The organism is Larsenimonas salina, assembly GCF_023736155.1.
Taxonomy (GTDB): domain Bacteria; phylum Pseudomonadota; class Gammaproteobacteria; order Pseudomonadales; family Halomonadaceae; genus Larsenimonas; species Larsenimonas salina.
Genome location: NZ_JAMLJJ010000005.1, coordinates 222,086 through 238,746, shown reverse-complemented (window position 1 = coordinate 238,746; position 16,661 = coordinate 222,086). Strand labels below are relative to the sequence as shown.

Genomic DNA, 16,661 nt, shown 5'->3' with positions numbered 1-16,661 from the left:
GACGGAGCAGTCGCTCCTTGATCACTCCATTGTGGCGCGGCGGGCCCGCCTGCCAATTGAAATGATCGGGAGGGCCTATAACTCCGGGGCTATATTCTTCAAAGGTCGATTGACCGAACGTCGAAGGGGGCTTGCGGAAGCGATGACCGCCCTACTGAAGCAGAGGGTCGGGGCGTGGGTGGGCGGCGGCTTCCTGCCGGAACAGCTCGCAAAGCTGCTCTCCGCCGCGCTCAAGCGCCTGTGCCGGGTTGGTACAGAGCCCTACCGAACCGCCTCGGGCCTCGAGGGACACCAGCAATCGAAGCGACGAATGGGCGTCGGCCAAATCATGGCGAATCGCGTCGAGCGGCGCCACCCACAGCGCGTCAGAGAGGCCGACGTAGCGCCGCGAGAGCGGCAGCGATAACGTTTCCAACGCAATACGTGACGGCGAGCCGCCCGCCTCGACCCAGAACTGCTCGATGCGATCGCGAAGCGTCGTGCCTGGCGGCGGCACCACCCAGGCAAACCGGGCAAGCACCTCCATCGACAGCGCCTCACGGGCCACGCCTGCCAGCGGATGACCGTCTCGTGCCACCAGCACCAACGGCTCGTGAAACAGATGCTCGAAATGCAGATCGCGAATTGCGCCAGCCTCGCTCATTCGCCCCACCACCAGATCCAGCTTGCCAAGGCGAAGTTCTGACAGCAGATACCGGCTGGAGCCGGTGGTCACCTGCGCCTGAAGCCGCGGCAGCACTTCATGGGTTCGGGCAAGCACCCGAGGCAGCAGGCCATCCTCGACCGAGGAGAGCGCGCCGATGCGCACCACCGCCTGTTCGTTGATGCGTGCAACCGAGGCCATGCCCTGCTCAAGCCCCTGAAGCGCGGGGCCTGCGTAACGTAAAAACGCACGCCCGGAGGCAGTCAGCGCCATGCCCTTCGGGCTTCGAGCGAAGAGCTCCGCATCAAGCAGCGTCTCGAGCTCACGAATCGTCTTCGAAAGCCCGGGCTGGCTGATCGATAGATTGGCCGATGAGCGCACCAGGCTTCGCGTGGCAGCGACGTCCAGAAAGGCCGTCAGATGACGAAGTTTGATTCGAGCGTTCAGCATTCACGGCTCCCGACAAAACGGTGGGTCTGAACGCGGGCTTTCCCAGCGCTCATCCCTTGATGCTGTCTATAAGGCCGCCGCACAAACGCAACCGGTGTCACAGCGCGGTCAGCGTCTCGCCCCACCCCTGTTCCTTGGCGAGCTTGAACGCATGATTTGCCGCCGGAACACCGGCGTAGATCGCCACATGCGTCAGCGCCTGGCGAAGCTCGGCTTCCTCGAGGCCAATGCGTTTGGCGGTGTTTAAATGAAGGACCAGTTCACCGTCACGCCCGAGCGCGGCCAGCACCGCGATCGTGATCATACTGCGCTCGCGGTGGGCAAGGTCCGGGTTGCCCCAAAGCTCACCCCAGGCCAGCCGGGTAATCATCTGCTGAAACGGCTGATCGAGGGTGGTCGCGCCCTGGCGTGCGCGAGCGACGTGCGCCTCCCCCAGCACCGAGCTGCGGGTATCGAGGCCATGTTCATAGCTTACGCCGTGCGCGTCGACCTGCGACCGAGCTGACGACAGGCACGAGCGCACCCAGGAGGTCATGCGCTCTGACGCCTCGACTGATGGCACATGGGCGACGCCATCAAGTACGGCAAGCGGCGCACCGCCAAGAAGCCCCGCCAGCGCCTCGAGCGTGGCAGGTGGTGTCGAAATATCGGCCTCACCGGCCAACAGAAAGACCGGCGAGTCCGTGGGAGCCGTGCAGCCCGTAAAATCCGTCGCGCCGAGCAACTCACAAAGCCGGGCGTAGCTTTCAGTGTCGGTGCGGGAAAGCTGGGTCTGCCAGCCGGCAAGTGCCGCCGGACGCGCCTTGACGAAGCCATCAGCGAACCAGCGCCCGCTCAGTTCCTCCGCCATGACCGCAAGGCCTTCGCGTCGCACACGCTCGGCGCGGGTCTGCCAGGCCTCGGGGGAGCCGATGACAGCGCCGGTGTTGGTCAACATCAACGCCGTCAACCGATCCGGAACGGCCCGTCGCAGCGCCTGACCGATGACACCGCCCACCGACGTGCCAAGGTAGGTGAACCGCTCGATCTCGAGCGCATCGAGCAGCGCCACGGCCTCCTCGGCCAGATCGTCCGCCGTGATCGCACACTCAAGCGGGCTGCTAGCACCATGGCCCGGCAGGTCCCAGCTGATCACGCGGTAGCGACCGGCAAGCGCGGCGGCAAGCTCATCCCAGACCGCTTGGCTCATCCCGAGTGGATGGCCCAGCAACAGCGCCTTGAGCGTGGCACCGCCGGTGTCCCGGTAGGCGATGCACCGCCCGTTGAACTCGAAGAACTTCATCGACATCCCCTCTCGAAAAACTGCGCTCGACACACCACGTTCGAAAAAAACACGTTCGAAACACCATGGCCCACTGACCCGGCCGCTCGCTTATACGCGCTCGATAACCATCGCGATGCCCTGACCGACCCCGATGCACATGGTACAAAGCCCATAACGCCCACCGATCCGCGCCAGCTCATAGGCCGCAGCCGATACGATTCGAGCCCCCGACATGCCAAGCGGATGCCCAAGCGCGATGGCGCCGCCGTTCGGATTGACCCGCGCATCGTCATCGGCAAGCCCAAGCTCACGCATGCAGGCAAGCGCCTGAGCCGCGAAGGCCTCATTCAACTCGATCACATCCATCTGCTCAAGCGTAAGTCCCAGCCGCTTGAGCACGGCTCGGGTCGCCGGCACCGGCCCCATGCCCATGATGTCCGGATCGACGCCGGCCGTAGCCATACCCAATACGCGCACCAGGGGCGTCAGCGAAAACCGCGATAGCGCGGCCTCGTTGGCCATGACCATCGCGGCGGCGCCATCATTGACGCCGGAGGCATTCCCCGCCGTGACGGTTCCACCTGCCCGAAAGGGAGTCGGCAATGCGCCAAGCTTTTCAAGCGTGGTGTCGGCACGGGGGTGCTCGTCCTGGTCGACAATCAGCGGCGCCTGCTTGCGTCGCGGTACCTCGATCGGAACGACGCCCTCGCCCAGCCGCCCCGACTGCTGGGCGGCGGCGGTTTTCTGCTGTGAGCGGTAGGCGAACAGATCCTGATCCTCGCGCGACACGCCAAAGCGCTCGGCCACGTTTTCAGCGGTTTCCGGCATCGAGTGCGTGCCGTACATTTTCTCCATGACCGGGTTGATGAACCGCCAGCCGATGGTGGTGTCCTCGAGCTGCTGACCCCGACCGAACGCCGACGACGCCTTGCCCATGACGTAGGGGGCGCGCGACATCGATTCGACACCGCCGGCAAGCATCAGCTCAGCCTCCCCGGCCCGAATTGCACGCGCCGCGGTGCCGATGGCGTCCATTCCCGAACCACACAGCCGATTGACGGTACCGCCCGGCACAGCGGTCGGAAGCCCCGCCAGCAGCAGCGCCATACGGGCCACGCTTCGATTGTCCTCGCCCGCCTGATTGGCACAGCCAAGAATTACGTCGTCGATCGCCGCCGGATCGAGTTCCGGATGCTGGCCAAGTACCGCCTCGATCAGCCGGGCGGCGAGGTCATCGGGGCGTATCGATGACAGCGCCCCGCCGAACCGGCCCACCGGGGAACGCAGCGGCGCACACAGATACACGTCGGTCATGACGCACCCTCCTGCTCGGTAGCCTCACCGGCGTGGTGGCGTTCGGTGCGCTCTTTCAGTGCGCGCAGCACCTCGATCTCTTTAGCACTCGGCGCAGGCGTCGTTCCGACCGAGTCGGCAAACCGCACCGGCCAGCCGGTCGCCTCGACCACGGCCTCGCGAGTAACGCCTGGGTGCAGCTCAGTGACGATCAGTTCCTTGGTCTCCGGGTCCGGTCGCATCACGCAGAGATCGGTGATGACCCGCGTCGGCCCCTTGCCAAGGTGGCGGGCGGTCTCCGGGTGCACGTTGTCTCGCGCCGTGCCGTCGCGGCCGAACCCGAGTGTGGTCACGAAATCGACCGCCTCCACGAAGGTACGCCTGGAGTGCTTGACCATCACGAAGACTTCCTTCGAGTTGGTCGCGATCTCAGGCGCCCCGCCGCCGCCCGGCAGACGTACCTTGGGCGCGCGGTAATCCCCGATCAATGTGGTATTGAGGTTGGCGTACTTGTCGATCTGGGCGGTGCCGAGAAACCCGACATCGACTCGGCCACCCTGCAGCCAATAGCGAAACATCTCCGGCACCGCCACCGTGGTCAGTGCGGTTTCACAGAGCTCGCCATCGCCAATGGACAGCGGCAGCACGACCGGCCGGGTCTGAAGCGTGCCGGACTCATAGATCAAAACGGTCTCGGGGGCGTGCGTCAGGCGGGCCAGGTTGGCCGCCTCACTGGGCAGACCGATGCCGACAAAGCAGGTGGTGCGGTTATTCAGTGCCCGCGAGGCGGTCACGGTCATCATTTCCGAAGGGGTCACATCCAGCGCGGTGCTCATTGGCTCGCTCCCTGTGCGTCGGTATTCAGAACGTGTTGGGTCATCCAGTCCGCGAAGGTGTCGCGGTCTCGGGCTATGGCGTCCCAGCGCTTGTAGAACGTGTTGTCACGCGGGTAATAGCCGTGGGTGTAGGACGGCGCCGCGCCCATGGGCACAACGGAGATAGTCGAAATGGCCCATTCCGGCAGCACACAGGCGTTGGGGCCGGCGTCGAGTTCATCGACCACTTCCTCGACCGTGACAATGCTGTGGGTCGCTGCGAGTACTGCCTCCTTCTGGACGCCAACGATACCCTCGATCAAAACGTTGCCGTGGCGGTCGGCCTTTTGGGCATGAACGATCGAAACGTCCGGGCGAATCGAGGGCACGGCCGCCAGTTCTTCGCCGGTAAACGGGCAGGTGATCGACTTGATCTGATCGTTGACCTTGGGCAGGTCGCTCCCGATGAAACCGCGCAATACCGCGAACGGAAGCCCTGCGGCCCCGGCCTCATAGGCACAGGCCATGGCCGCGTGGCTGTGCTCGACGATGGTCAACGGCACCGGATAGTGCTTTTCAACGGCGTCACGCAGACGATGCAGTGACCCTACGCCCGGGTTACCGCCCCAGGAAAAGATCAGTTTCGACGCACACCCCATCCCGATCAGCTGGTCATAGATTAGATCCGGTGTCATTCGAATCAGCGTCAGATCGCGCTTTTGCTGACGGATAACTTCATGCCCGGCCGCAAAGGGGATCAGGTGTGTGAACCCCTCCATCGCGACCGTGGCACCATCATTTACGAAGCGGGAGACCGCTTCCTTGAGGCTCAAGAACTCTGCCATGGTGACTCACCCCGTTTAAAGCGGCCGGAGATGCGGCCTATGTTCGCATAAAGAACATTTATTTGTATAACGAACAAAGTATGCGGAACATCCTGCCCCGTCAACCGCATGCAAAAGGGCGCCCGGAGGCGCCCTTTTGCATAGTTTGTGACTTTAATGCCTGGATAATCATTGGCTTAGCCAGGGCGTAAGCCAGTCATGAGTGCGATCGACCTGAGCAAGACTACTACCAAGGTATAAAGAAGGATCCGTGGCGCGCGCGAGCGCCTCCCGCGTCAGCGCCGAATGGACACGCGCGTCCTCAAACAGCACCTCCGCGTAATCGCGGCGTGTTCGCTGCGCCTTAAGCGCCGCATCGCGGGCAAGCTGACTGGCCTCACTGCTTTCCATGCAGGTGCCAAGAAGCCGCGTTACCGGCTCGGCCATGACCGCACCACCGGTCAGCGAAAGGTTTTCCGCCATGCGCGTCGGATGAACCTCGAGCCCCCTCATAAGATGCGCCACGCTCTCCATCAGCCCCTCGAGCAGGGCCACCGACTCAAGCAGCGGCGCCCACTCGGCGTGCCATTCACCCAAGCCTCGCTCCAGCGGCTGCGCACCGGCCTGATACAGCGTGGCCGCATGGCCGTGTATCTGGCGCGCCGCCCTTTTTATTCGGGCGCACGCGACCGGATTTCGCTTGTGCGGCATCGAGGACGACCCGCCAACACCGTCCTCCGCCGGCTCACTGACCTCGCCAAGCTCGGTCTGGGTCAGAAGCGCCACATCGGTTGCGATCTTCTCGCCCGCGACCGCAACGCGGTCAAGCGCGGACACCAGCGCAAGGATCGGCTGGCGCTGGGTATGCCAGGGCAGCAGCGGCACGGAAAGACCGAGCCGTCTTGCCATGTCGTCCATGAGCTCGAGCCCGGTATCCTCAAGCCCCGAATGCACGCCGACGGCGCCCCCGAACTGCACGAAAAGCCCGGACCGCTGGATCTCGGAGAGCGCCGCCCCCGCCTGCCCGAGACCATGAAGCCAATGCGCCACGCTTACGCCGAACGTGACCGGCAACGCCTGCTGCATCAGCGTGCGCCCGACCATCGGCGTTGAGCGGTGCTTGCGCATCAACGCGTCACCGTCGGTCAGCGCCTGTCGCATCAATGTGTCGATGCGCAAAAGCCTTGGCGACAGCACCAGCATCAATGCGGTGTCGACCAGATCCTGACTCGTCGCCCCACGATGAATGTGTTCGCGCAGCGCCTCAGGTAGCGCACGCTTGGCCTGCTTGACGAAGGGAATGGCCATGTTGCCCCCCTCGACGACGCCTTGTGCCAGCGCCTCGATATCCCAGTCGACGTGTGATAGCGCCTGTTCGAGCGCTCGAGCGGTGCCTTCCGGCAAAAGCGACCGGGCTTCCTCGGCTTCGGCAAGGACCACTTCGACCCTGACCATGGCCTCGACCAACGCCTCGGCCGAAAGCGCCTGCACTGCGGTCTTGCTCATGAAGGGATGGTGAACGAGTTGCTGGTACATGCGGTATGCTCCTGATAAACCGTCATCTCGATGCAAACTTTAATTCGCACAGCGAACATATGCGTTACCATAGCACGCCCGATGCCCCGTGACGCCCAGACTCAAGGAGAAACCATGACGCCTAACGACACCGACGAGACCATTGGCCCGGACGACCGCGATTTCGTGACGGCGCTGGCCAGCGGCCTGGAGGTGATGCTGGCCTTCGATGCCGACCACCCGCGCATGACGCTGAGCGAAGTCGCCGCGCGCACCGGCATGAATCGGGCCCGGGCACGGCGCTTTCTTCTGACACTGCATGCACTTGGGTATGTACGAAAGCAGCAGCGTCATTTCGAACTGGCACCGAAAACCTTACAGCTTGGCTATTCCTTTCTCTCCGCCAACGGCTACCGGGGCGTAATTCAGCAGCACCTCGAAGACATCACCCAGGCAACCGGCGAGTCGTCCTCGCTGGGCGTGCTCGAGGGCAACAGCGTGACCTACGTTGCGCGCTCCTCGGCCCGCCATCGCCTGATGGCAATCACGCTGTCGATCGGCACCCGCCTGCCGGCGCTCTACACCTCGATGGGCCGCGTACTGCTTGCCCGACTGGACGATGAGGCGCTCAGCGAGCGGTTGGCAACGATTGAATTCACGGCCCATACCGAACACAGCCTGACCACCCGCGAGGCCGTGATGAGCGAACTCGAGCGCGTTCGGGCCGACGGCTATTGCATCGTGGATCAGGAGCTTGATTCAGGCCTTCGATCGCTTGCCGTGCCGGCATTCGACACCCACGGCCATCTGATCGGTGCCTTGAACATCAGCACCAATGCGGCCCGCGTGGACATGGCCACGCTGACCGAACGGTTTCTGCCGCTGCTTCAGGAGAAGGCGACGCTGATTGCCCGCCAGGTCAGCTAGGGGGCCTCAGTCGGTTATCAACGCTGAAAGCGCCAGCCGATAGCCCTGGCTCCCAAGGCCCATGACGATGCCATCGGCGCGGCTTGAGACATAGGAATGGTGGCGAAATGGCTCTCGGGTGTGAATGTTGGAGAGATGCACCTCGATCACCTTGCCATCAAACGCCTTCAGCGCATCGAGGATGGCAACGGAGGTGTGCGAGTAGGCGGCCGGATTGATGATGATGGCGTCCACGCCATCGGTGCGCGCCTGTTGGATTGCATCCACCAGGGCGCCTTCATGGTTACTTTGAAATGACGAGAGCGTGATGTTGGCGGCGTCCGCCTGACGACTCAGCGCCGCGTTGATGTCATCAAGGGTTTCATGCCCGTAGATGTCGGGCTCTCGAGTCCCCAGTAGATTCAGATTGGGGCCGTGCACTACCAGTACGTTCATGGTGTCGGTGTCATTTTGTCGGCGGTGAGGTGAAATGCACCGTGACATGAAGGTGCATCGAGGGTGGGCAAACCAGGAAACGGCCTGCGCCTTGCTGTGCGTCCTATCTTCACAAAAAACGCAGAGCGTAGCGACCCCGGACTACCGGGCGCTTGATTCGAGCGCGGAGACCGCCTGGCCGTTCTTGCAGGTGGTGTCGAAATCGAACCAGCCGCCCAGGTTCTGCTGGCCGCTGTGAACGACCACCTTCAGCCGCCAGCGCATGTGGGGCACGTTGCACCAGTCAAGCGGCAGCCGGCCAACAAACCGGTGGGGGGCGATTTTATCAAGCGTCATGGTTTCGACGACGCGCCCTCGATCACGCGCCTCAAGCAGGACATCGACTCGGGACGGCTTAAGCGAGCTGACCGAGGCCTGAATCAGGGCGTCGTGCACGGTCTCGCGTTTATCAAGCGACAGCGAGATTTCGCCGCGCTGACCAAGCGATGCGGTGCAGCGCCGCTCGGCCACATTGCAAAACGGATTGGTGGGGTACCAGGTAATCTGGTGGGAGCTGCCCACGCCCAGGTAGTAATTGCCCAGATACCCAAGCGCCACGATGACCGTGACCAGCGTCACCAGAATCAACGCGTTGAGCGTTTTCGAACGGCGCATGTCCTCGCGCGGCGGTCTATCCGGCATGGGCTCTCCCGAAAGCAGTTCTATACGTGCACTCCGTCGGCATCGACCAGAGCGTTCGGACTCGTGTGCCCGTGCATGAAGGCCTGAATATTACCGAAGGTGACCTCAGCAATTTCCGTGAGCGCTTCCTGAGTAAAAAAGCCCTGATGCCCGGTCACCAGTACGTTCGGAAAGGTCATCAGCCGCTGAAAGATATCGTCTTCGATAATGTCGTCAGAGTGATCATTGAAGAAGATCCCCCCTTCCTGCTCGTAGACATCGATAGCCAACGCGCCAAGATGGCGCATCTTGAGCGCGGAGATGACCGCAGGCGTATCGATCAACCCGCCGCGGGAGGTATTGATCAGCATCGCACCGGGTTTCATCGAGGCCAGCGCCTCGGCATCGATCAAATGGTGCGTGGCCGGAAGCAAGGGGCAGTGAAGGCTAACCACATCCGATTCTGACAGCAAGGTCTCGAGCGGCACCAGCGTGCCGATGTCCTTGAAGGCCTCGGCGGGGTACGGGTCATGACCAAGCACCCGGCAGCCGAAGCCTTTCATGATGCGGGCAAGCGCCAATCCGATCTTTCCAGTGCCGACAATACCGACCGTCTTGCCGTGAAGCGTCATGCCAAGCAGACCATCAAGCTGAAAATTGCCCTCGCGCACTCGGTTGAATGCCCGATGAATGCGCCGATTGAGCGTCTGGATCAATGCCACGGCATGCTCGGCCACGGCTTCGGGGGAATAGGCCGGTACGCGGGCAACATGCATTCCAAGCGCGTGCGCCTTCTCGAGATCCACGTTGTTGAAACCGGCACAGCGCAAAACGATCAGCGTCACGCCCTGGCGGGCGAGAATCGTAAGAACCTCGGCATCGAGTACGTCATTGACGAAGACACAGACACCGTCGCTGTCGTCGGCAAGCGCGGCGGTCTCCTGCGTCAGCGCCGCCGACTGATAGGTAAAGGACACAAGCGATTCAGTGCCGGTGTGGTCGGTGCACAGGTCGAAAAACCGACGATCATAGGGTTGAGCACTAAACACGGTAACCTTCATCGCAATCCCTTCTTGATAATCCCGGATGAGGCGCAGCGGATCACCGCGCCGAATAATCACACGATGACCGTCAGGTACGATCGGCCACCGTATTTCGCGCAAGGATACGTCGCGTATTCACAATGAAACGCTTAATAAATAAGGTCGTAAAGGGGTGGGATGTCGCAGAAGAAAGTTAGCGATTTTTTATATGAAAAAGATTATCAAATGACTTGAATAATCAACCGCACTTCTTTATCGTGGATTCCGGGTTGAGATTCAACCCACGCTCTAACGGCCTCGCCGTCAGGGCACCTCCTCATCAAGCTAGTCACGGTCCTTATCAGCGCCACAGTTCATGTGGCGTTTTTTTATGCCTGGTTTTCTGCGGTATCGCCCAGCGGATGTCTGACGCTACTCGAGGCAGGAACGACAGAGCCGCCCGTCGTTCCGTGCCGTTACCGATCAGCCGTTCGAAGCCGAACCCCATACGCTCGAAAGCGCGCCGGTCAGCATCGAGGAGACGCCCTCGGACTTGAAGTAGCTCAACATCACAGGCGCGAACTGACGAATCATGGATGCGTCCATGCCAAGAGACTGGAAGGTCGAACCCAGCATGTTTGTGCCAGAGGCGCCGCCCGAGTCATTGCCTGAAAGTGCTTCGAGCGCTGAGCTCATGGCCGAGCTGGTGCGCGCGCTCGACATCAGGCCGGTGACACTCGGCGCCTGGTTGGAAAGCTGGTTGAACTGATCGCTGCTGAGGCTCGACTTGGCCATTGCAAGCATCGATGCCGCGCCGCCAACGGCCTGCGTCGGGCTGACACCAAGCTCACTGGAGAGCTTTTTGGTCAGATCCGCCGCCTTTGACAGATTGCTTTCAGTGGTATTGGCCGCAAAGGCCGCCTGACGCTCTTGCGAGGCCTGTCCAAGCGTCGAGATGACGTGTTTGCCGCTGTCACTGTTCATTGCGTCATTGGCCGCCTGTTGCAGATCAAACGCCATGGCGGGTGCGGCTGCCATGCCAATGCAGAGCGCGACACCGGGCATCAGGTATTTTTTCATCGTTCCTCCGTGATTCATGATAAGTGCAACCGTAAGACACGATTGCCTGCCAAGCATTCCCTTTAGGATAGAAAACAATTGCCCAAAGGCCAGCGGCCGCACGTATCGGCTGGTAACATAGCGCCTTGCTCCATTTTGATATCCGAGGTTGTTCTTGCCGGCCGATCGACGAAGCCCCTTGCTTGAAGGGCCTATTCTTGCCTCACTGCTCAAGCTGGCCGTTCCCATCGTTTTCGCCAATATCCTGCAATCGGCCTATCAGCTGATCGACGCCTTCTGGGTCGGGCGGCTCGGCGGTCAGGCGGTGGCGGCGGTGTCTGTCTGCACACCGGTCATCTTCTTTCTATTCGCACTCGGCTCCGGCTTCAGCGTGGCAGGCTCGACGCTGATCGCCCAGTACATCGGCGCCAATCGCCAACGCGAGGCCGATCACGTGACCGCCCAGACACTACTGATGGTCGTGATTGCCTCCGTGATTCTTGCAGCGCTTGGTCACCTCCTTGCGCCCCTGCTGCTTGATGGCCTGGGTATCACCGACGCCGTACGACAGGACGCCCTGGCGTTTTTACGCATCGCCCTGACCGGCACAGTCTTCACGTTCGGGTTTTCAATGTGTCAGGCGCTTTTACGAGGGGCCGGTGAAGTGCGGCTGCCGCTGTACATCGTCGCGGGCACCGTGGGGCTTAACGTGGTACTGGACCCACTGTTCATCTTTGGCTGGGGCGCATTCCCGGCACTTGGCGTGGCCGGCGCCGCGCTTGCCACGCTGGTCACACAGGGGCTTGCCTTTGCATGCGCCGTGGCGCTACTGGCACGGGGAAAGCTCGGCATCCGGTTGAGCTGGCGCAATATGCGCCCGGACACCGCCGTCATACGCCGCGCCTTTTCAATCGGCACGCCAGCCTCGATCGAGCTGTCGGCGCGGGCGCTTGCCATGAATTTCATGGTGGTTCTGGTCACAGGCTTCGGCACCGCCATCACTGCCGCCTACGGGGTGGGCATGAACATCCTCGGGTTCATCGTCATCCCTGCCCTCGGGCTTTCGATGTCGACCGCTGCGGTCGTCGGTCAGAACATCGGCGCCGGGCTTTTGGAGCGCGCGCGCCACATTGCGCGCCTGAGTAGCGTGATTGCCTTTCTCACACTAAGCATCATTGGTGTGGTAATTTTCTTGAGCGCGCCGCAGCTTGTGGCCGTGTTCGTGCCGGAAGACCCGGAAGTAATCGAACACGGCGCCGAGTTCCTTCGTGTCGTCGCCCTGACCTTCGGGTTCATGGGGTTTCAGATGGTGCTGACGGGGGCGTTCAGGGCCGCGGGCAAAACATTGATTCCCATGACCCTGACGCTGATTTCCCAATGGGGTGTCCAGTTTCCACTGGCGTTCGTGCTTTCAAGCGCCACGCCGCTCGGGGGCGCAGGCATCTGGTGGGCCTTTCCGATTACCAATGTGGCCACCGCGCTGATCACCTGGCTGTGGTTTGCCAAGGGTCACTGGCTCACCGCTACGCTTGCGCATGAGGCGCCGACGTCAAAACAGGCCACCTCCGACCGGCCTGCATGACGCCATCGCCCAAAGCGGCCCTAGAAGCGCTCGGCGGAAGCCGCTTGCCAATGCGCCTGCCAGGGGTCGGCCAATGCCTCGCCACGGATCAGCTCGCCCTCGGAAAGGGTTGGCCCGATCATGTGATCGTAGGAGGTGGCCGGCGCGTAGCGCGAGCGGTGCTGGATCATGTGCGGCGTCAGTTGAGCGGGTGAATCCAGTCCCATGGCGCCGACCATGTTGAAAAACGAGGTAATGGTGGCCGAATGAAACGTCGCCACGCGCTGATACTTCTCTTCGACGTCCAGCGCCTGAGAGCGGCGTGGATCCTGCGTGGCAACGCCGGTCGGGCACTGATTGGTGTGGCAACGCCGGGACTGGATGCAGCCGACCGCAAACATGAAGGGGCGTGCAGCGTGGCAGATATCGGCTCCGAGCGCGTGCTTGACCACCATGTCATAGCCGAGCGCGACCTTGCCGCTGGCAATCACTCGAATATGCTCGCGCAGCCCACAGCCGGTCAGCGCTTGATCCACAAACGGCAGTGCCTCGTTGATGAAAAGGCCGAAACTGTCGGAAAATTCGGCTGGCGCCGCGCCGGTGCCGCCTTCCGCGCCATCGACCGTAATGAAGTCCGGATAGGTGCCAGTCTCGACCATCGCCTTGCAGATGCTTAAAAACTCGCTGCGCTTCCCGATGCAGAGCTTGAAGCCGACCGGCTTACCACCGCTTAACTCACGAAGACGTGCAACGAACGCCAAAAGCCCCTTGGGCGTCGAAAACTCCGGGTGCGCGGCGGGAGACTCACACGCCTGCCCCACCTCGATCTTGCGGGTTTCGGCAATTTCCTCGTTGACCTTGGACGCTGGAAGCAGCCCGCCGTGTGAGGGCTTGGCCCCCTGGGAAAGCTTGATCTCGATCATCTTGACCTGCTCGCCGCGAGCCTTTTCCTTGAAGGCTTCCGAATCGAAGCGGCCGTCCTCGGTGCGACAGCCGAAGTAGCCTGTGCCCAACTGCCAGATCAGGTCGCCACCGTACTTTTCATGGTAAGGGCTGATCGCGCCCTCGCCGGTGTCGTGCGCGAATCCGCCTTTCTTGGCGCCCTTGTTCATGGCAAGAATGGCGTTACCGGAAAGGGCCCCAAAACTCATGCCGGAGATGTTGAAAATCGAGGACTCGTAGGGCGCCGTACACTGCGGCCCGCCCACCCGGATGCGCGCATGAGCCTGGTCGACCTCTTTCGGCGACAGCGAGTGCGCCGAATAGTCATAGCCCGGGGCATCAACATCGCGCAGCGTACCGAACGGCATGGCATCCGATGCGCCCTCGGCACGGGCGTTGATCAGCTGACGCTGCTCTCGGCTGAACGGACGGCCGCTGGATTCGGATTCGAAAAAATACTGGCGAAGCTCCGGACGGATGAATTCAAGCAAATACCTGAGATGCCCAACGATCGGGTAGTTGGTCAGGACGTTGTAGCTCGAACTCAAATCCTTGATGCCAAGCGCTGTCAGGGCAAGCCAGACCACCCAGGCCAGATGCCACCAAGGCGAGACCAGCACCGCCAGCGCAGCGATGACGACGAATAACACGGCAACGGTTGTAAAAAATGCACGACGGTACATGACGCTCCTTAGGTCAAATGACATCCTTGTTCGTGACTTAAGATAGAAGGCTTTGCCTGTACACGCCTGTATGACACTCCAAATCCGGCCCACATCCACATCCACGCCCGCATCCCCACGGTGCCCGCAAAAAAACGCCCCGCGAAGGCGGGGCGTGGAGACGATAGATTTACGTGACGTCAGGAATGAGACGGCTGCGGCAGCTCCGGCAGGGTCTCATGCAGCATATCGACGCTTTGTCGATAGTACTTCTGCGCTTTTTCCCGCTCGCCAAGGCTCGTATAGAGCCGGGCAAGTTCCGCGCAGGCCATCCGGTCGGGGCGGCTTCGATAGCTTGCCTCGAAGTATTCGCGGGCCTTTTCCCACTGCTGGTTGCGAAGGGCCAGCCGGCCAAGCGTCAACATCAGGTCCGGGTCCTGCGGGCGCTCTTCGGCCCACTTTTCGGCGTACATCTGCTGGCGCTCCACATCGACGTTCAAAAGGCCATAGCGCAGGACCAGCGCCGCATCCCAGTGCTCCTTGAGGGTCTGGCGGAGCAGGCGCTCGGCCTGGTTCTCTTCACCGGCCTTGTAAAGCGATTCGACGTAGATCAGCACCAGTTCCGGGTCGTTGCGCAGTGAATCCGGCATTTCCGCCCAGAGCTGACGCACCTCATCGAGACGACGGTAATCGCCGGATGCGTTTCTGATCGAGGCCAGATAGGCGCTGCGCTCAAGTGTTCTACGCTCCTCGTCGGACACCAGATTATGGCGTTCAAGACGCGGCATCAGGCGACGAAGACCATCCCAGTCGCCCACGCTCAAGTAGGCCTGTTTAAGCAACTTGAGCACCTGCGGGTGTTCCGGCAACTGCTTTTCGATCCGCGTAAGCGTGGCGACCGCCTGCTCATGCTGCTCACGATCAAGCATCAGCTGCGCCTGAATCAGCGATACCGCAGTATCCGCGCCCTCGGTGCTGCCGTGCGCCTTCTTGAGCAGGGTTTCTGACTGGTCGTAGCGGCCCTGGTAGTGCGCAGCCAGTGCCGCAGAGAGGTAGTTGATCAACGGCGCCGAGGAATCATCGGCCGAGCGTACCAGCGACTTCTCGGCCTTTTTCCAGTGACCTTCTGCCAGCGCGACCAGACCTTGAACGGTGCGGTGCATGGCCTGACGATTACGCGTCCGGTTATTCCAGCGCTTGAGCCGTCCAACCGGGCGACGAAGGCTTGAAAGAATCCGCACCAGTGCATAAAGCACCCAGAACAGCACGAACAGCACGATAAGTCCGAGCCAGAACGAGGTCTGGATGGAGGTATCCCCCACTCGGATCAGGAAGTAGCCCGGTGTGGACAGCATAAGCTGACCGAACAGCGCACCCACCGCCAAACCGATGACGATGAACAGAATCAGTTTTCTCATTCGGAAGCTCCTTGCTGCTCATAGCGCTTGCGCATGATGTCACGCAGGGTGCTCAGTGACGCGCTGATGTCGGGAAGCTCCGGATGAATCGTTTCGTTGGCCAGCTCATCAAGACGAGACAGCGCCGTGCGGACACGCTCGTCGCTGGTCTGGTAGTACTGTTTGACCAGCGTCTGTGCCCGCTCGATGCTCTGGGCATAGATGTCCGGCTGCCCCTTGAGCAACGCAAGCTGCGCCTGCTCGAGCATCAGGCGAACGTTCTGGCGGAGATACCCTTCCTGTTCCGGTGTAATCAGGGCTTCAAGGGCTTCGTCGTGATGACGCACCGTGACCAGGTCCTTCAGCTGCTGACCGAGGCGCGCCAGCTGTTCACGCCAGCCGCCACTGTAGGTCGAGCCGTCATCCACCTTGGCCGACAGGGCCTGGGTATCCTGCGCAAGCGGCAGCCGTTCAAACTGCTGAGCTTCGGAGGCAAGCGACAGGTACAGCCCTGTTTCGTCCACGCTTGGGACACTGTCAAGCGCGCTCAGCTCGGAATGAATCTGTCGACGCACCGGCGTAAGGGCCGGGTTATCGGCCTGAGTGAGCCGGTTGTCGGCGCTCTTGAGCAGGGTATAGGCCCCGCTGACGTCGCGCTCGAGCTGCAGGCGCTGATTGGCCAGACGCAAAAGATACTCGACTTCGGCGTACATCCATTCGCGGGCATCGGTCTGCTGTGATGCAGAGAGTTCACTGAGCACTTTTTGCTGAGTCTGACCGGTTTCTTCGATCGAGGCCTTGAGCGATTCAATCGTGCTCTGCTGCTGGGACAGCGTCTGTTTAAGCGGCTCGGTGCTGGCCACTTGTTGATCAAGCGATGCCAGCCGCGCCTTTTGATCCATGAGCATCTTGGCGCCGAAGCCGAACCCCACCAGCATCACGAGCAATACAATGACAAGCACCACGACCAACGCCTTGCTGCCCTTGCCCTTGTTTCCGCCGGAGCCTGACCCGGAGCCGCCGTGTTTGGGCGGCGTATTGGCCCCGCCCGCGCTATAACGCGTACTTGCCTTGTCGGGCGTCTCTGCCTTGGCGCTCTTACCGCTTTCTGAGCCCGAGGACGAAGGCGGCACAGTCTGGCTGTGAGTCGAAGCGGCGTTATCGTCGTTGTCGTGTTCTTGCTTGCTCATGT

At 61.7% G+C, this 16,661-nt stretch carries 15 protein-coding genes; 2 read left to right on the top strand and 13 right to left on the bottom strand.

The annotated features are described in order from the left end of the window. Positions 1-151: 151 nt before the first annotated feature. The 6 genes from NAT23_RS11630 to NAT23_RS11605 form a co-directional block, all read right to left on the bottom strand. A complete protein-coding gene (locus NAT23_RS11630; protein WP_251928507.1) occupies positions 152-1,093 on the bottom strand; it encodes a LysR substrate-binding domain-containing protein in 942 nt (313 codons plus the stop codon). Positions 1,094-1,190: 97 nt separating this feature from the next. Next, positions 1,191-2,375, bottom strand: a complete 1,185-nt coding sequence (gene pcaDC / locus NAT23_RS11625; RefSeq protein WP_251928505.1) for a bifunctional 3-oxoadipate enol-lactonase/4-carboxymuconolactone decarboxylase PcaDC — start codon at positions 2,373-2,375, stop codon at positions 1,191-1,193. 90 nt (positions 2,376-2,465) lie between these two features. Next, entirely contained in the window at positions 2,466-3,671 is a 1,206-nt protein-coding gene (gene pcaF / locus NAT23_RS11620; RefSeq protein WP_251928503.1) for a 3-oxoadipyl-CoA thiolase, read from the bottom strand. Then, positions 3,668-4,486, bottom strand: coding sequence for a CoA-transferase subunit beta (locus tag NAT23_RS11615; protein ID WP_251928502.1), 819 nt, complete (start codon positions 4,484-4,486; stop codon positions 3,668-3,670). The genes pcaF and NAT23_RS11615 overlap by 4 nt, the downstream gene beginning before the upstream one ends. Continuing rightward, positions 4,483-5,310, bottom strand: a complete 828-nt coding sequence (locus tag NAT23_RS11610; RefSeq protein WP_251928500.1) for a CoA transferase subunit A — start codon at positions 5,308-5,310, stop codon at positions 4,483-4,485. The genes NAT23_RS11615 and NAT23_RS11610 overlap by 4 nt, the downstream gene beginning before the upstream one ends. 168 nt (positions 5,311-5,478) lie before the next feature. Then, positions 5,479-6,825: a class-II fumarase/aspartase family protein gene (locus tag NAT23_RS11605; RefSeq protein ID WP_251928498.1), complete on the bottom strand. Its 1,347-nt coding sequence runs from the start codon at positions 6,823-6,825 to the stop codon at positions 5,479-5,481. A gap of 114 nt (positions 6,826-6,939) precedes the next feature. Between NAT23_RS11605 and NAT23_RS11600 the strand changes: the two genes are divergently transcribed. After that, positions 6,940-7,731: an IclR family transcriptional regulator domain-containing protein gene (locus NAT23_RS11600; protein ID WP_251928497.1), complete on the top strand. Its 792-nt coding sequence runs from the start codon at positions 6,940-6,942 to the stop codon at positions 7,729-7,731. Positions 7,732-7,737: 6 nt separating this feature from the next. Here the strand turns inward: NAT23_RS11600 and aroQ are convergent, their stop codons facing one another. The 4 genes from aroQ to NAT23_RS11580 form a co-directional block, all read right to left on the bottom strand. After that, the gene (gene aroQ, locus NAT23_RS11595) at positions 7,738-8,166 is read right to left on the bottom strand and encodes a type II 3-dehydroquinate dehydratase (RefSeq protein ID WP_251928495.1); all 429 of its coding nucleotides are present in this window, start codon (positions 8,164-8,166) and stop codon (positions 7,738-7,740) included. A 141-nt stretch (positions 8,167-8,307) separates the two neighbouring features. Beyond that, positions 8,308-8,847, bottom strand: coding sequence for a hypothetical protein (locus NAT23_RS11590; RefSeq protein ID WP_251928493.1), 540 nt, complete (start codon positions 8,845-8,847; stop codon positions 8,308-8,310). A 20-nt stretch (positions 8,848-8,867) separates the two neighbouring features. Continuing rightward, positions 8,868-9,887: a 2-hydroxyacid dehydrogenase gene (locus NAT23_RS11585; protein ID WP_251928492.1), complete on the bottom strand. Its 1,020-nt coding sequence runs from the start codon at positions 9,885-9,887 to the stop codon at positions 8,868-8,870. Positions 9,888-10,331: 444 nt separating this feature from the next. After that, on the bottom strand, positions 10,332-10,928 hold the full coding sequence (locus NAT23_RS11580; RefSeq protein WP_251928491.1) for a DUF2780 domain-containing protein: 597 nt from the start codon (positions 10,926-10,928) through the stop codon (positions 10,332-10,334). A 178-nt stretch (positions 10,929-11,106) separates the two neighbouring features. Here NAT23_RS11580 and NAT23_RS11575 point away from each other — a divergent pair, with 178 nt between their 5' ends. Then, positions 11,107-12,489 carry an MATE family efflux transporter gene (locus NAT23_RS11575; protein ID WP_251928490.1) on the top strand — a complete coding sequence of 461 codons (1,383 nt, stop codon included), beginning with the start codon at positions 11,107-11,109 and terminating at the stop codon, positions 12,487-12,489. A 20-nt stretch (positions 12,490-12,509) separates the two neighbouring features. Here NAT23_RS11575 and NAT23_RS11570 read toward each other — a convergent pair whose 3' ends face one another. The 3 genes from NAT23_RS11570 to NAT23_RS11560 all read right to left on the bottom strand — a co-directional run bounded on the left by NAT23_RS11570 (position 12,510) and on the right by NAT23_RS11560 (position 16,659). Beyond that, on the bottom strand, positions 12,510-14,093 hold the full coding sequence (locus tag NAT23_RS11570) for an FMN-binding glutamate synthase family protein (protein WP_251928489.1): 1,584 nt from the start codon (positions 14,091-14,093) through the stop codon (positions 12,510-12,512). Between the two features lie 179 nt (positions 14,094-14,272). Then, complete coding sequence (locus NAT23_RS11565; RefSeq protein ID WP_251928488.1) at positions 14,273-15,490, bottom strand: heme biosynthesis HemY N-terminal domain-containing protein; 1,218 nt, start codon at positions 15,488-15,490, stop codon at positions 14,273-14,275. Beyond that, positions 15,487-16,659: a uroporphyrinogen-III C-methyltransferase gene (locus NAT23_RS11560; RefSeq protein ID WP_251928487.1), complete on the bottom strand. Its 1,173-nt coding sequence runs from the start codon at positions 16,657-16,659 to the stop codon at positions 15,487-15,489. Before NAT23_RS11560 ends, NAT23_RS11565 begins: the two co-directional genes overlap by 4 nt. Positions 16,660-16,661 lie beyond the last annotated feature (2 nt).

Bases quoted from the DNA above. Each gene is read 5' to 3' on its own strand.
- NAT23_RS11630 (WP_251928507.1), bottom strand. From the start codon at position 1,093: ATGCTGAACGCTCGAATCAAACTTCGTCATCTGACGGCCTTTCTGGAC.
- pcaDC (WP_251928505.1), bottom strand. From the start codon at position 2,375: ATGAAGTTCTTCGAGTTCAACGGGCGGTGCATCGCCTACCGGGACACC.
- pcaF (WP_251928503.1), bottom strand. From the start codon at position 3,671: ATGACCGACGTGTATCTGTGTGCGCCGCTGCGTTCCCCGGTGGGCCGG.
- NAT23_RS11615 (WP_251928502.1), bottom strand. From the start codon at position 4,486: ATGAGCACCGCGCTGGATGTGACCCCTTCGGAAATGATGACCGTGACC.
- NAT23_RS11610 (WP_251928500.1), bottom strand. From the start codon at position 5,310: ATGGCAGAGTTCTTGAGCCTCAAGGAAGCGGTCTCCCGCTTCGTAAAT.
- NAT23_RS11605 (WP_251928498.1), bottom strand. From the start codon at position 6,825: ATGTACCAGCAACTCGTTCACCATCCCTTCATGAGCAAGACCGCAGTG.
- NAT23_RS11600 (WP_251928497.1), top strand. From the start codon at position 6,940: ATGACGCCTAACGACACCGACGAGACCATTGGCCCGGACGACCGCGAT.
- aroQ (WP_251928495.1), bottom strand. From the start codon at position 8,166: ATGAACGTACTGGTAGTGCACGGCCCCAATCTGAATCTACTGGGGACT.
- NAT23_RS11590 (WP_251928493.1), bottom strand. From the start codon at position 8,847: ATGCCGGATAGACCGCCGCGCGAGGACATGCGCCGTTCGAAAACGCTC.
- NAT23_RS11585 (WP_251928492.1), bottom strand. From the start codon at position 9,887: ATGAAGGTTACCGTGTTTAGTGCTCAACCCTATGATCGTCGGTTTTTC.
- NAT23_RS11580 (WP_251928491.1), bottom strand. From the start codon at position 10,928: ATGAAAAAATACCTGATGCCCGGTGTCGCGCTCTGCATTGGCATGGCA.
- NAT23_RS11570 (WP_251928489.1), bottom strand. From the start codon at position 14,093: ATGTACCGTCGTGCATTTTTTACAACCGTTGCCGTGTTATTCGTCGTC.
- NAT23_RS11565 (WP_251928488.1), bottom strand. From the start codon at position 15,490: ATGAGAAAACTGATTCTGTTCATCGTCATCGGTTTGGCGGTGGGTGCG.
- NAT23_RS11560 (WP_251928487.1), bottom strand. From the start codon at position 16,659: ATGAGCAAGCAAGAACACGACAACGACGATAACGCCGCTTCGACTCAC.